Genomic DNA, 13,053 nt, shown 5'->3' on the forward strand with positions numbered 1-13,053 from the left:
GCGAGACTCTTGAGGGAACAGGACAAGCTGAAGACTACAGGCTGAAGCTGTCCCCTAAGAAAGCGAGCCAACAATACTCCGTATTGTAAATAAAGAAGCCAGTAAATGAATTTGTTAAAATTCATTTACTGGCTATTTCTCTAGGGTTTATGTCCCAGACTCTTTGAATGATAACTAAGTTATTGTGGGATTATTAATTTTTGACCATTAGAAATGTTATTACTTGATAAGCCATTAGCTTGTTTAAGTTTATTTACATTTTCAACAGTACCTTCTCCGTAGTATTGAATAGCGATACGGTATAAGTTTTCATTACCTGATACTACGTGAGTTTGTTGTCCTGAATTAGAGCTATTTGATTGATTATTATTGCTGTTACTTTGACTGCTATTGTTTGAAGTAGCTTGAGAGTTACCATTATTATTGTCACTATTTGAGTTATTACCATTATTATCTGATGATGAACTGTTATCAGATGAATTTGAAGAAGTACTATTATCTGAAGAGCTACTATTATCATCACTTGAATTACTAGATGAATCATTGTCTGTTGTAGCTTTGTCATTTGAGTCGTCATCATTAGTTGCTTTATCTTTATCTTTGTCACTGCTTGCTTTGTCTTTGTCGCTATCATTACTAGCTTTGTCTTTACTATCTTTGTTAGCAGTTTGTTCTGTTTTGTTATCAGCTTGGTTACTATCTTTTTTATCGTTGTTTAAATACATTCCAATAAAGATAGCAAGTGCTGCTAGAATAAGTAATAAAGCTATAAGTGGAAGTAAAATACCAGCTAGACCACGTTTCTTTTTACCATTGTGAGCTTGGAATCCATCATTACCATCTTCATGTTTATGATTTCTATGATCGTCTTGATGATCTCTGTTATGGCTATGATTATCTTTATGATTATTATTTTTATGGTCTTTTTTATGTTTTGCAGCTGCTACTCCAGCTACTCCAGCTGCGCCAGCCGCACCTGCACCAACTGCTGCTTTTTTACCTTTATTACCTTTTTTTGGTTCTTCTTTAGAATGGTTATCTTTAGCGTCACGATGGTCGTCATGAAGGTCTTTATCATGTTTTCTGTTTTGATCAAATTGATTATCGTTATTTAAATCACGATAATCTTTATGTTCGTTGTATTTTGAGTCATGATGTTCATCTTTTTTACGTTTGTCTTTTGCAGCTTTAGCACCAGCAGCTCCAGCGACTCCGGCACCTCCAGCTATTGCAGCGTCTTTGCCATGTCGAGACTTTTTGTTTTGTTGATCTTTGTGATTTCGATTATCTTGACGCTCATCGATACCTTCTTCATGATTACGACGATGACGATCATCATCATTCAAACTATCATTATCATAGTCTTTATCATGTTTTCTGTTTGATGCTTCATGACGATTATTTCTACGTGAAGCATCATTATTAAAGTCTTTTTCAGAAGAACGTTTATCATCCTTATGTATTGGCTCGTTATCTAAATGATCTTCTTGTTGATTGTGTTGTAACTCATTGAAAGAGTCTTCATCGTGTCGATCATCAAGTGAACCATTAGCATTTGAATCAGAATTTTGATTATCAAATTTTCTGTTTTTATTAGTAGCTTGGTTACGTCTTCTTTGACGTCTTTGTGCGTTTCTAGGTGGGAATTGTTGGTCTGATTGATTATCAAAATCATTGGACTCATTTGAATTTTCATCAAACTCGTTTGTATTATCTTCGAATTGATCATCAGAATTAATAGACTGACGATTTTTTTCGAAATCATCTCTAAAATTATTTTTAGACACGTTCATCATCCTCTCTTAAATAATTATTTAAATATCACATACCATATACCCCACAAAGCGTGAAATATGTATAGTATTTAAATATTTCTTGAAAAACTTTAAGTATTATAATTATATCCTCTTAAAATAAATTTAGTAAAGAAAAGCAACTATACTTTAAATAAATATTTTAACTTTTCAGTATAACTTAATTTTCTTTTAACTTTTTTTCTATTGGTAACTTTTATAGTCATCAAATTAGAATCTATATCACAACATTGTTGAGGTTGAGTTGGATTATCACCAAAAAATTCTAATAAATAACGACGTCTACATTGATCTAGGGATGTATAACCGATCATTCTTTGATAACCTAATTTTTTTCGAATTAATGAATTATCAAAAATTGTTTTGAGTACGTTGGATGAATATCTTTGGCTCAATATGGTTAGTATTTCTTGCTTTTGAGGAGGTAAAAAAGCACCTATATCAAAAGCATCGATGTCTTCAGTAGTTATCGCATCACTAAACAATAATGTCTCTAATATATAGCTATCGTCTGGTTGATATAGACTAATTGCTTGGCTTTGCAAATTATCTCTCCCGGCTCTACCAATTTCTTGTAAGTAATTTGAAGGACTTGTTGATAAATGAAAATGGATGACTGTTCTAATGTCTTTTTTATTAACGCCCATGCCAAAAGCACTAGTAGCCACGATGACGGGTATAAAGTTCTCCATAAATTGATTTTGTACAGTATGTCGTTCTTGATAAGATAAATCACCATGATAAATACCGGTTAAATAACCATGGTGGTATATCATATTGGCTAATTCTAAACAGACCTTTTTAGATGAAACATAAATAATAGTTGGCCCAGATTGATCTAAAAAGTTTAACAGCCACTTAATTTTCTCAGCATCATTTTCAAAATTGAGATGAGAAAAAGATATATTCTCTCTATTCATTGAAGTCTTAATTACATTTAATTTCCTAGATAAGATAAGATTTAAGTCATTTTCTAAATGAGGTGGTGCTGTAGCTGTTAAAGCCAGTATCGATGCATTTTTATAATGAGATGTTATCTCCCCTATTAATGCATAATGAGGTCGGAAATCATAACCCCATTCAGATAAACAATGCGCCTCATCAAGTACAATTAATCCGAAGTCAATATTCCTAATTAATTTAAAGTTTTGTGTTTGTAAAATAAATTCTGGACTTAAAAAAACAAAGCGACTTTTGTGTAACGAATTTATATTTTGTTGTTTTTCATTTTCATCCATGCCTGAATGAATAGAAGTAACAAATTTCTCACCTTGAGCTTTCAATTGCATCACTTGGTCATCCATAAGAGAAATTAAGGGAGATATTATTAATGTTGGCTTTCCTTTCATATAGGTTGGCATTTGGTAACATAAGCTTTTACCACTCCCCGTAGGAAGAATACCTAGAGTATCTTTCTTATTAACTACACTTTCGATTATTTCTTTTTGACCAGGATTAAATGATGAGAATCCGAACCATTCTTTCAATTTTTCTTCAAGCAATCAATTCACCTCTTTCAATACCGACTATTAACAATTTAATTTGAAAATAAGTTAATTGATCAAATTCTTCTTTATATAATTTTAATCTTTGTCCTCTGTTTTGATCATAAAATGCTATAAATTCACTTGTTTGTGGGCCATTAACAAAGGTTTGGTATTCTGAAAAATATCCTTTTATAAATAATTCAAGAACGTGATCTTCGATTGTGTTAATTTTAACATTTTGGGTCACTGCAACCTCATCCATAGAAAGCCCTTTGAGTAATTGATGATACGTAATTGTCGTTTTATTTAACAAAGTCGGTAATATGATGGTTTGAGTTAATATAGGAAATTGTTTATCATTTTCTAATGCAAACATCATCTGCACTAAATTATTGAGTTCAAGTACAAATAACTTAGTTACAGGTATACCTTCTATTAATGAAACCTGCTGTCGCGTATACATAGGTTCTTCATAACCTTGTAGGTAATAATGGATTAAACAGTTGTTACTACATTTTTCATCAATAAAATGAAAGATTTGCTCGATTTCTTTTTCAAAATCATCAACTAAATTTTGTTCCAGTATTTTTGAATAGATTTGTTTCACTCTACTTTGAACAGTTATTTGTTGTGTAATTGGTATAAAGTTCAAGTGGTTGTTTTTAAAATGGGTTATAGTTTGTATTAGTAATTGAATACAACTAAAAGTTTGAATCATACTATCGTATGTATATCTTGGATGTATTGAAATGTCAGTATTTTGATTATCATAGGTATCTAAAAATCGCTCAAAAGACGGATATTTTAATTTAGGTAAACTATGATATAATGATAAAAGTTGTTGGGAACATGCATCAAAAAATGTTTGATGTGATTTTTTTCCATTCAAAATGTTATAAATACTTTTATTGGTTTTATAATCGAATGAATGATTTGATGCATATGTAATAATTGAATGCATTAATGAATCCTCACTTTATATAACTAATAGAATAGTAAATAAATTAATCGAAGTGTTATTAAACATTTGTTATACTAGTGTAGCATTTTTATCAAAGGAGGCGAAGAATTTGGCAAAGTATACAATCGTTGATATGGATACATGTATTGCTTGTGGAGCATGTGGTGCTGCCGCACCTGACATTTACGATTATGACGACGAAGGTATTGCTTTCGTAATCCTTGATGATAATCAAGGTACTGCAGAAGTACCAGAAGAATTATATGAAGATATGGAAGATGCACTTGAAGGTTGTCCAACTGATTCAATTAAGATTGAAGAAGAACCATTTGATGGTGATGCTCTTAAATTTGAATAGTCACTTATTATGAGTGAATCAATAATGAAACCTCCTAATGTTGAATAATAAGTTCAACATTAGGAGGTTTTTTATGATAATACGCGTTTTAATCTTCTGTATAAAAGCGCAAATATAATTGAAATCACGATACCTTTTATAATATTGAAAGGTATAACACCTGATAAAATGATAATTTTTAGATTATTAAAGACATCACCTAAATTAAAAATCATTCCATATAATGGAAGTAAAACAAAGTAATTTAGTATACTAAGTACGATAGTCATCACTATAGTACCTATTGCTAGCCCCACAACCAATGAACGTGGTGTATCTCCCTGACGCTTAGTTACATAATAAGCGGATAACAAGAAACTAACACCTGCTAAAAAATTGGCAACTGGACCAACCGGATCTCCCATATTGAATAAAAAATTAAGTATATTTTTGATAAGTGCTACTAAAATACCAGCAACGGGACCTAAAAGAAATGTTGCTAATAAAGTTGGAACATCACTAAAGTCTAATGTTAAGTATGGTGGTAAAAAAGGTAGCGGAAATTTAATGAATGTTAAAATAAACGCTATGGCACTTAACATGCTAATAGTGATAAGACGTTTGTTTTGTTGCATATTTAATTTTCTCCTTCCATTCATCTTACATAGAATAGGAGATAATTTTGCACAACAAAAAAACCTCCATCTTCTCCCATCCAGACTATACTGTCGGCTTCAGATTTCCACTGAATCAGCCACTTCAAAGAAGCGGGTCGCAGGCTTAATTTACTGCCGGTTGGGAATTGCACCCTACCCCGAAGATGAATTATATAATTGATTAATTTAATTTTAATATTACCTTATATGAAAGCATTGCGCAATAATGGTGCTTAGACTTATTTAAAAAAGAGCAATACACCATTCTTAAGTTGATGATGTTTGCTCTTAGTTAAAATAAATATATTAATAGGCATATTAATTTTTAGGCTTTGGTAACTTAATTATGAATGTTGTACCTTTGTTTACTTTACTTTCAACTTTAATAGTACCACCATGTTCTTCGATTATCATTTTACAGATAAATAGTCCTAAACCAGTTCCCTGTTTACCTCTAGTTCTTGAAGCCTCTACTTTATAAAATCTGTCGAATACGAGTTCAAGATGCTCTGGAGATATGCCACTACCAGTATCTTTAATGTACAACGTTTGATAGGAATCATCCGTAGTTGTTGTAATTGATATTGAATCACCTGGTTGAGTATAACGTGTGGCATTGTCAATTAAATTTGTTAGAACTTGGTCTATGCGATCGGCATCGTATTCCCACAATTCATCATCGATGTTTGGTTCTAATGACATATTCAATTCTAAATCCTCAGCCTGTTGTCTATATTTCATTTGCATTTTAGATAGTAAAGGTTTAATAGGTTGTTTTTCTTTATTAACAATTAAACCCTCTGCATCCATGCGAGCCACATTTAATAATTCATTTACTAATCGATTTAAACGTTTCGTTTCATCTAATACAATTGATAAAGAATCTCGAATTTCTTCTGGTTCAGTGACAATACCATCTACAATTGATTCAGTGTAACCTTGTAATAACGAAATAGGTGTACGTAATTCATGTGAAACATTGGCAATGAAATCTTTCTTCATCTGATCTAAATTATGTTCATTAGTCATATCTCTTATAATGACTACAATTCCACTACGGCCATCTTGTTGAATTCTCTCTACATAACTCATGATAATGACGTAATATTTATTGTTAATCTCATATTCTTGGAATTCGGTGTCTTTTGAAACAAATGTAGCTTCAATTTGCTTTTCAATTTCTTTATATACAGTTTTGTCTATTGATTTAATAATATCGTCAGCCATTTTATTTGAAAGAATAACTTCCCTCTTATCATTTAGACCCAATACACCTTCAATCATAGAATTAATCAAACTATCTCTTATATTTTTTTGAGTTGAAAGTGCCTCTATATTCTCTTGTATTTCAGAACTCATATTATTAAACGTATGTGATAATTCGCCTATCTCATCTTTAGTTGAGACACTTGTCTGTTTTGAATAATCACCTTTAGAAATATTAATAGCTTGAGTTCTAAGTTGTCGTAAAGGTTTAGTAATTCTATTTGATAAAAAGAATGCAAATACTGTTGAAACAGCGATAAATATAATGGCGGTGATTAAAATGATAATGGTAATTGCATTATTAGTATCTTCAATAGACTTTAAATCTTGATAAATGAATACTGCACTATATTTTGAATTTGCATTTTCTTGCGCTTTCATAGGATAGCCTAACAAAATATAAGAATGGGAATTACCATTCTTACTTATTGTTATATTTTGAGTGGTAGACTTTCCTTGAGAAAAGACGCGTTGGAATTGCGAATTCTTGTGTATCTCTTCAAGCATTTTGTCTTTAGTATTGCTATTTGAACTTTTAATACTTGAAGACTTATTAGCCATTATAATAACGCCACCTGATCCATCTATTAATTGTTGGCTGTGTTCTATGGCTAAAGTTTTATTATCAGCTTGTTCAACTAAGTGGCTGATTCTAGACGCATCTTCTCTTATAGCATTTTCAGTTTGTTGTGTGTAGTAGTATTGTATAAAAGTAATTAATGCCGCACTTAATAAAATTAAAACTGTCGTTACTATGAAAAGTATAGTTAACCACAGTTTTATTACCACACTATTTAGTCGGTTCGTCATTAGACTTTACCTCGAATTTGTAACCAACACCCCAAACAGTTTGAATCATATGTGCAGCATCTTCTGATACACGATTTAGTTTCTCACGCAGGCGTTTAACATGAGTGTCTACTGTTCTTAAATCACCATAAAATTCATAATGCCATACTTCTTTTAAAAGTTGTTCACGATCAAACACTTTATTAGGTGTCTTAGCTAAATAAATAAGTAATTCGTACTCTTTAGGAGTTAAATTAACTTGTTGGTTATCTGCTAATACACGATGCGCATCATTATCAATAATTAAATGATTAAGTTCAATAACATCTCTTGCATGAGGTTCACTTTGTTCAGGTTTAGAAGATTGCGTTCTACGTAATAATGCTTTTACTCTTAAAACAACCTCTCTTGGTGAGAATGGTTTGACGATATAATCATCTGCGCCAGACTCAAATCCTTCTACCCTATTCGTTTCTTCGCCTTTAGCTGTAAGCATAATAATAGGTGTGTCTTTATGTTCACGTAACTTGGATGCTACTTCAATACCATCCATTTCTGGTAACATCAAGTCTAAAAGTATGCACGCATAGTCATTTTCTATAGCAAGATTATAAGCTTCTTTGCCATTACTTGCTTCATGAATCGTAAACGATTCTCTCTCTAGGTATAGTTTTAATAATCTTCTGATTCTATCCTCATCGTCTACAATTAATATTTCATTTGTCATTTTGTTTATACCTCCTACACATGCTCAATACACTCATTATTATAGCATACAGCATGATTGAAAGCTTTACTTTAAAGTTAACTTTGTGAAAAAAATAGCAAGAGAAATTAATATCATTTAATTTCTCTTGCTATTGTAAAATATACTTCATTTATTTTCCATTTTCTGCCATATGTCTTAGTACTTTAACTTCATGAGGTGTAAGTACTCTGCCCTCACCTGCATTTAATCCTTTAAGGTTCAAGTTGCCGAACTCAATTCTTGTTAATTTATCAACTTGATGTCCAAAATGCTCGAACATACGACGAACTTGTCGATTTCGTCCTTCACTAATAGTGATTTCTACAAGTGTAATATTTTTATCTTTATCTTGTTTTTTTACTTTGACTTGAGCTGGTTGCGTAAAACCATCTTCAAGTTCAATCCCATTTTCTAAAGCTTTAACTTCTTCTCTCATGAGGTAACCTTTTAATTTAGCCACATATTTTTTTTGAATATGATATCTTGGGTGAGTCATTAAGTTTGTAAATTCGCCATCATTAGTAAGTAACAATAATCCTGATGTATCATAGTCTAATCTACCAACAGGATAAATTCTTGTCTCTAAATCTTTAAAGTAGTCAGTAACTACAGTTCGTCCTCTATCGTCAGACACACTTGTAATAACTTGAGTTGGTTTATAGAACAAAATATACATTTTGTCTTCTTGTTCAATTTTAATTCCTTCAACCTCAACTGTATCAGAACTTTTTACTTTAGTACCTAATTCAGTAACGGTTTGCCCATTAACTTTAACTTTGCCTTCGGTAATTAAAGTTTCAGCTTTTCTTCGTGATGTGTATCCACTATTAGCAATTCGTTTTTGAAGCCTTTCTAATTCTTTACTCATTTTGTATCTCCTTTTTGATTCACTAAATTACTAAAGAAATCATCCATTTCTTCTTCATCTTCTTCAGTTGTTGGTAAATCTTCAATTTTTTCTATTCCAAATACATTTAAAAACAAATCCGTTGTTTGTAAAGCATGACTACGAGAATTTTCTACATCTTTAGCTTCAATTAATCCACGTGCAATTAATGTTCTAACTGCACCATCAGAATTAATTCCTCTAATTAATTCTATGTCACTACGACTCAATGGCTGATTATATGCAATAATTGATAATGTTTCCATTGCGGCTTGAGATAATTTCATATTAGATTTTTGTTCAATTAATTGTTCAATATAAGGTGAAGCTTCTTTTTTTGAAGTTAAAATATATGTTGAACCAAATTTTTGAATTATTAAACCACTAGAGGTGTATGATGAAATTAATTCAGATAGTTTAGCTTGATTAATCTCGAGAATTTCTAATAACTGTTTTTCGTCAAGCCCTTCATCCCCAGCTGTGTAAAGTAATGATTCTATGATTCCGTGATTATCCAATATTAAAATTCACTCCTCTAATGATACGTATATCATCAAAACTTCTAACTTGTTCAATGTTGATTACTCCTGATTTAGACATTTCCAATATAGCTAAAAAGTGAGTAACCACCTGTTCTATTGGCTCGCTAAAAGTAAATAAACTGAAGAAGTTAAAAGATGTATGATGCCTTAATTGTGTCGTTACCTTTTCAGTAGCTTGTTGAATAGTGAAGCTTTCTTTAATTATTTCAACTGTCTTAGGCTTATTAAGAGCTAATCTGCTTTTAACACGTTGATAAGCAACAATTAAATCCGTTAAATCTAAGGTTTGGCATTCATCCCATGTGACGTTTTTCTCAAGATGGGATAAGTCAGTTGGGTGTTTAGTAAAATAGTGCTCTCGCTCTTCTTTTTTCTCAGTTAACAATTGTGTGTATTCTTTATAATTTTGATATTCAATTAATCGACCTACCAAATCTTCACGTGGATCTTCTTCAAGGTTATCGTCTACATCATGTTGAGGGAGTAATAATTTACTTTTTATCATTAATAGCTCTGAAGCCATAACTAAATATTCACTAGCTACATTAATTTCTAGTTGCTTCATAGCGTGGACATATTGCATATATTGTTCTGTTAATGATTTCATTGGTATATCATAAATATCAATTTCATATTTTTGAATTAAGTGGAGTAGCAAATCTAACGGGCCATTAAAGGCATCTAATTTTACTTCATACATATTAATCGTCCTCATTTTGAATCTCTATCGTGCATAATTTACTAAAATATTATAGCATGAATAATACAAACATTAAATTAAGGATGAGATGGATTGGACAGAGCCTTAATCGATTTTTATTATTATTTTCACAAACAGCAACATTATTTCTTATGTCATGATATTTTGGAAGAAGCATGGAAATCAAATATAAATTTTTCTAAAAAGGATGGCATAGTGAGTTTAATTTTATTTTCAACTGCTATGTATCATTATAGAAGAGGTAATACAAAAGGTGCACTTGTAACTTTGAAAAAGTCATTGAGCACGTTTGAAAAAGCAAAGGATAAAGCGTTGTTGCAACTTAATGAGCAAGATTATAAAACATTAATTTTAAGTCAAATTAAATCCATTGAAGATTCAAAATCATTTAAACCTGTATACATACCGGTAAATAATGTTTTTGAAAAACAGATTATTAATACTTATCCAGATTACAAATTTACAACACTTTCAACTCAAGATGAATATATAGTTAATCATCATAAAAATCGAGATAGAAGTGATGTAATCAGTGCAAGACATCAAGCGATGATTAAAAAACAAAATATTAGGAGTGGAAAAGATTTAAAATAAAATGTAGTGTAGCTCGACTTACATTAATTATAAAATATCTTTTGGAAACTTTTATGAAAGTACTCTTAATCCACTCCCAATTTAAGAGTATTTATTTGTGGACTAGGCTCTTGGATGAAATTGGTTATACATCTGTCTGATTTGAGTTTTAGAAACATGTGTATATAACTGAGTAGTAGAAATATCAGAATGACCTAACATCTCCTGAACTGCTCGTAAATCTGCGCCATTTTCTAGTAAATGTGTAGCAAACGAGTGTCTTAATGTGTGTGGGGTCAAAGTTTTATTAATATTCGCTCTTAAACCATATTGTTTAATTAGCTTCCATATACCTTGACGTGTCAAAGGTCGACCATGCAAGTTCAAAAACAGTACATTCGTTACCGTTTTTTTAAGTAATTGAGGTCTAACATTATTGATATAAGTATCTAAATATTCAATGACAGTGTCACCTAATGGAATGATTCTCTCTTTGTTCCCTTTACCGAAAACTTTAACAAATCCCATAATTAAGTTGACATCATCTATCTCGATTTGTATTAATTCAGTAACACGCATGCCTGTTGCGTATAATAACTCTAAAATTGTACGATCGCGATATCCATTATTTTTAGTTAAATCCGGTGTTTCTAGTAACTGAATTACTTCTTCAACATCTAAAACATCTGGAAGTTTTTTCTCGTACTTAGGTGTTTCAATTAAAACGGTAGGATCTTTAGTAGCATATTTTTCGCGTAAAGCAAATTGATGAAAACTACGTATTGTTGAAATAAATCTTGCAATGGATTTTGCGGAAGCACCTTGATCTATTAGAGAACCAAGGCATTCTTGTATTGTTTGTCTATCTATAAAACCAATATGAGCAATTTTTTGTTCTTGCATATATAATTGATATTTTTTCAAATCTCTGCGATAAGCGCCAATCGTATTTTCACTTAACCCTTTTTCAATTTGTATAAATTTTAAATATTCCTCGATAATTGTTTCCATGACAACACCTCTATTTGAATAAACTCAAATCATTTTCATGTAATAGTATTAAGAAAGACTAAGACAATGATTTAAAATTGTCCTAGCCTATTAGTTAATCTATTTTCCTTTAGCTTGGCATTCAGCGCAAACGCCGTGAAAAGTTAATCTGTGATCAAGAATTTTAAAGTTATATTCTGTTTCTACTCTTTCTTCAACTTGAGGTAATAAGTCTTCATGAATTTCATCAACTTTACCACATTCCATACACACTAAATGGTGATGGAAGTGTTTAGCACCCTCTTTTCTTAAATCAAAGCGTGCAACACCATCACCAAAATTAATTTTGTCAACTACTTTTATTTCAGCTAAAAGCTCTAATGTTCTATAAACAGTGGCTAGTCCTATTTCAGGTGCTTTGTCTTTCACTTTTAAATAAACATCTTCCGCGCTTAGGTGATCCTTTTCATTTTCAATTAGAACTCGTACTGTGGCTTCTCTTTGTGGTGTTAATTTATATGAAGATTGTTGTAATTGTTGTTTAACTCGATTTAATCGTTCTTCCATGGGAGCGACACTCCTCTATCAATAATTATAATCATTTTAAATTGAAAATATTTCAATTACTAAACTACCAATATTTTCAATTAAATGCAAGAGATTTACAGCACTTAATTAGAATGATTATAATTTAGTAATATATATTGTAAACCAATTATGGTTTTAGCATCTTCTATTTCATGATTATCAAGCAATGATTTTATATCTGAAATCGGTACTTTATGCAATTCAACAAATTCATCTTCATCTAGGTTAAGTTGCCCTTCGCTTAGATTATTGCTGAAGTATATAGTGAGTTTTTCATTAGTGAATCCAGGACAACCATACATGTCTGTTATAAATTTTAAATTATTTGCCACATAACCTGTTTCTTCTTCTAATTCTCGTTTGGCAGCCTCTTCACGAACTTCATCTTGTTCTAATTTTCCAGCGGGTATTTCTAACAAAAATTTTTCAACTGGTTTACGAAATTGCTTAACAAGTAATACTTCGTCATTAGACGTTATTGCACAGACTGCCACTGCACCGTTATGGTAGACTAATTCCCTTCTGGATGTATTGCCATCAGGCAACTCCACATCATGAATTTCTAAATCTATAATTTTGCCATTATAAATTACTGTTCTATCAAACGTCTTTTCATTAAATTCCATTAAATTCACGTCCCTTTTAATTCATTATATAAATTGGTAAGATGAATGCGTTACCTAAAGTGTATCGAA

At 31.1% G+C, this 13,053-nt stretch carries 14 protein-coding genes and 1 riboswitch; of the genes, 2 read left to right on the forward strand and 12 right to left on the reverse strand.

Going from position 1 to position 13,053, the window contains the following annotated elements; translation table 11 throughout:
* Positions 1 to 179 precede the first annotated feature (179 nt).
* From ebpS to AC1RRU_RS05855, 3 genes are all read right to left on the reverse strand, one after another.
* Entirely contained in the window at positions 180 to 1,793 is a 1,614-nt protein-coding gene (gene ebpS, locus AC1RRU_RS05845) for an elastin-binding protein EbpS (RefSeq protein WP_016931094.1), read from the reverse strand.
* 143 nt (positions 1,794 to 1,936) lie between these two features.
* Positions 1,937 to 3,316 (reverse strand): RecQ family ATP-dependent DNA helicase, encoded by a 1,380-nt coding sequence (locus AC1RRU_RS05850; RefSeq protein ID WP_016931095.1) that lies wholly within the window; start codon positions 3,314 to 3,316, stop codon positions 1,937 to 1,939.
* Entirely contained in the window at positions 3,309 to 4,262 is a 954-nt protein-coding gene (locus AC1RRU_RS05855) for a YpbB family protein (protein WP_011275724.1), read from the reverse strand. The genes AC1RRU_RS05850 and AC1RRU_RS05855 overlap by 8 nt, the downstream gene beginning before the upstream one ends.
* Before the next feature lie 109 nt (positions 4,263 to 4,371).
* Between AC1RRU_RS05855 and AC1RRU_RS05860 the strand changes: the two genes are divergently transcribed.
* Positions 4,372 to 4,620 carry a ferredoxin gene (locus AC1RRU_RS05860; protein WP_002449743.1) on the forward strand — a complete coding sequence of 83 codons (249 nt, stop codon included), beginning with the start codon at positions 4,372 to 4,374 and terminating at the stop codon, positions 4,618 to 4,620.
* 71 nt (positions 4,621 to 4,691) lie between these two features.
* On the opposite strand, the gene AC1RRU_RS05865 is transcribed toward AC1RRU_RS05860, so the two are convergent.
* The 6 genes from AC1RRU_RS05865 to AC1RRU_RS05890 all read right to left on the reverse strand — a co-directional run bounded on the left by AC1RRU_RS05865 (position 4,692) and on the right by AC1RRU_RS05890 (position 10,186).
* Positions 4,692 to 5,234 (reverse strand): ECF transporter S component, encoded by a 543-nt coding sequence (locus tag AC1RRU_RS05865; RefSeq protein ID WP_016931096.1) that lies wholly within the window; start codon positions 5,232 to 5,234, stop codon positions 4,692 to 4,694.
* A 64-nt stretch (positions 5,235 to 5,298) separates the two neighbouring features.
* Positions 5,299 to 5,425, reverse strand: a riboswitch (FMN riboswitch).
* A gap of 148 nt (positions 5,426 to 5,573) precedes the next feature.
* Entirely contained in the window at positions 5,574 to 7,331 is a 1,758-nt protein-coding gene (locus AC1RRU_RS05870; RefSeq protein ID WP_016931097.1) for an ATP-binding protein, read from the reverse strand.
* The gene (locus AC1RRU_RS05875; RefSeq protein ID WP_016931098.1) at positions 7,312 to 8,037 is read right to left on the reverse strand and encodes a response regulator; all 726 of its coding nucleotides are present in this window, start codon (positions 8,035 to 8,037) and stop codon (positions 7,312 to 7,314) included. Before AC1RRU_RS05875 ends, AC1RRU_RS05870 begins: the two co-directional genes overlap by 20 nt.
* Before the next feature lie 151 nt (positions 8,038 to 8,188).
* A complete protein-coding gene (locus AC1RRU_RS05880) occupies positions 8,189 to 8,926 on the reverse strand; it encodes a pseudouridine synthase (RefSeq protein ID WP_011275719.1) in 738 nt (245 codons plus the stop codon).
* Entirely contained in the window at positions 8,923 to 9,462 is a 540-nt protein-coding gene (gene scpB / locus AC1RRU_RS05885) for an SMC-Scp complex subunit ScpB (protein ID WP_016931099.1), read from the reverse strand. The genes AC1RRU_RS05880 and scpB overlap by 4 nt, the downstream gene beginning before the upstream one ends.
* A complete protein-coding gene (locus AC1RRU_RS05890; RefSeq protein WP_011275717.1) occupies positions 9,455 to 10,186 on the reverse strand; it encodes a segregation and condensation protein A in 732 nt (243 codons plus the stop codon). The genes scpB and AC1RRU_RS05890 overlap by 8 nt, the downstream gene beginning before the upstream one ends.
* Before the next feature lie 93 nt (positions 10,187 to 10,279).
* Between AC1RRU_RS05890 and AC1RRU_RS05895 the strand changes: the two genes are divergently transcribed.
* Complete coding sequence (locus tag AC1RRU_RS05895; protein ID WP_016931100.1) at positions 10,280 to 10,801, forward strand: DUF309 domain-containing protein; 522 nt, start codon at positions 10,280 to 10,282, stop codon at positions 10,799 to 10,801.
* Positions 10,802 to 10,903: 102 nt separating this feature from the next.
* Here AC1RRU_RS05895 and xerD read toward each other — a convergent pair whose 3' ends face one another.
* The 3 genes from xerD to AC1RRU_RS05910 form a co-directional block, all read right to left on the reverse strand.
* Positions 10,904 to 11,791, reverse strand: a complete 888-nt coding sequence (xerD, locus tag AC1RRU_RS05900) for a site-specific tyrosine recombinase XerD (protein WP_070855455.1) — start codon at positions 11,789 to 11,791, stop codon at positions 10,904 to 10,906.
* A gap of 99 nt (positions 11,792 to 11,890) precedes the next feature.
* Entirely contained in the window at positions 11,891 to 12,337 is a 447-nt protein-coding gene (gene fur, locus AC1RRU_RS05905; protein ID WP_011275714.1) for a ferric iron uptake transcriptional regulator, read from the reverse strand.
* Between the two features lie 104 nt (positions 12,338 to 12,441).
* Positions 12,442 to 12,984: an NUDIX hydrolase gene (locus tag AC1RRU_RS05910; protein ID WP_016931102.1), complete on the reverse strand. Its 543-nt coding sequence runs from the start codon at positions 12,982 to 12,984 to the stop codon at positions 12,442 to 12,444.
* Positions 12,985 to 13,053 lie beyond the last annotated feature (69 nt).

The sequence above is a fragment of the Staphylococcus sp. GW821-FHT11H10 genome, from assembly GCF_058807855.1.

Bases quoted from the DNA above. Each gene is read 5' to 3' on its own strand.
- ebpS (WP_016931094.1), bottom strand. From the start codon at position 1,793: ATGAACGTGTCTAAAAATAATTTTAGAGATGATTTCGAAAAAAATCGT.
- AC1RRU_RS05855 (WP_011275724.1), bottom strand. From the start codon at position 4,262: ATGCATTCAATTATTACATATGCATCAAATCATTCATTCGATTATAAA.
- AC1RRU_RS05865 (WP_016931096.1), bottom strand. From the start codon at position 5,234: ATGCAACAAAACAAACGTCTTATCACTATTAGCATGTTAAGTGCCATA.
- AC1RRU_RS05870 (WP_016931097.1), bottom strand. From the start codon at position 7,331: ATGACGAACCGACTAAATAGTGTGGTAATAAAACTGTGGTTAACTATA.
- AC1RRU_RS05875 (WP_016931098.1), bottom strand. From the start codon at position 8,037: ATGACAAATGAAATATTAATTGTAGACGATGAGGATAGAATCAGAAGA.
- AC1RRU_RS05880 (WP_011275719.1), bottom strand. From the start codon at position 8,926: ATGAGTAAAGAATTAGAAAGGCTTCAAAAACGAATTGCTAATAGTGGA.
- AC1RRU_RS05890 (WP_011275717.1), bottom strand. From the start codon at position 10,186: ATGTATGAAGTAAAATTAGATGCCTTTAATGGCCCGTTAGATTTGCTA.
- xerD (WP_070855455.1), bottom strand. From the start codon at position 11,791: ATGGAAACAATTATCGAGGAATATTTAAAATTTATACAAATTGAAAAA.
- fur (WP_011275714.1), bottom strand. From the start codon at position 12,337: ATGGAAGAACGATTAAATCGAGTTAAACAACAATTACAACAATCTTCA.
- AC1RRU_RS05910 (WP_016931102.1), bottom strand. From the start codon at position 12,984: ATGGAATTTAATGAAAAGACGTTTGATAGAACAGTAATTTATAATGGC.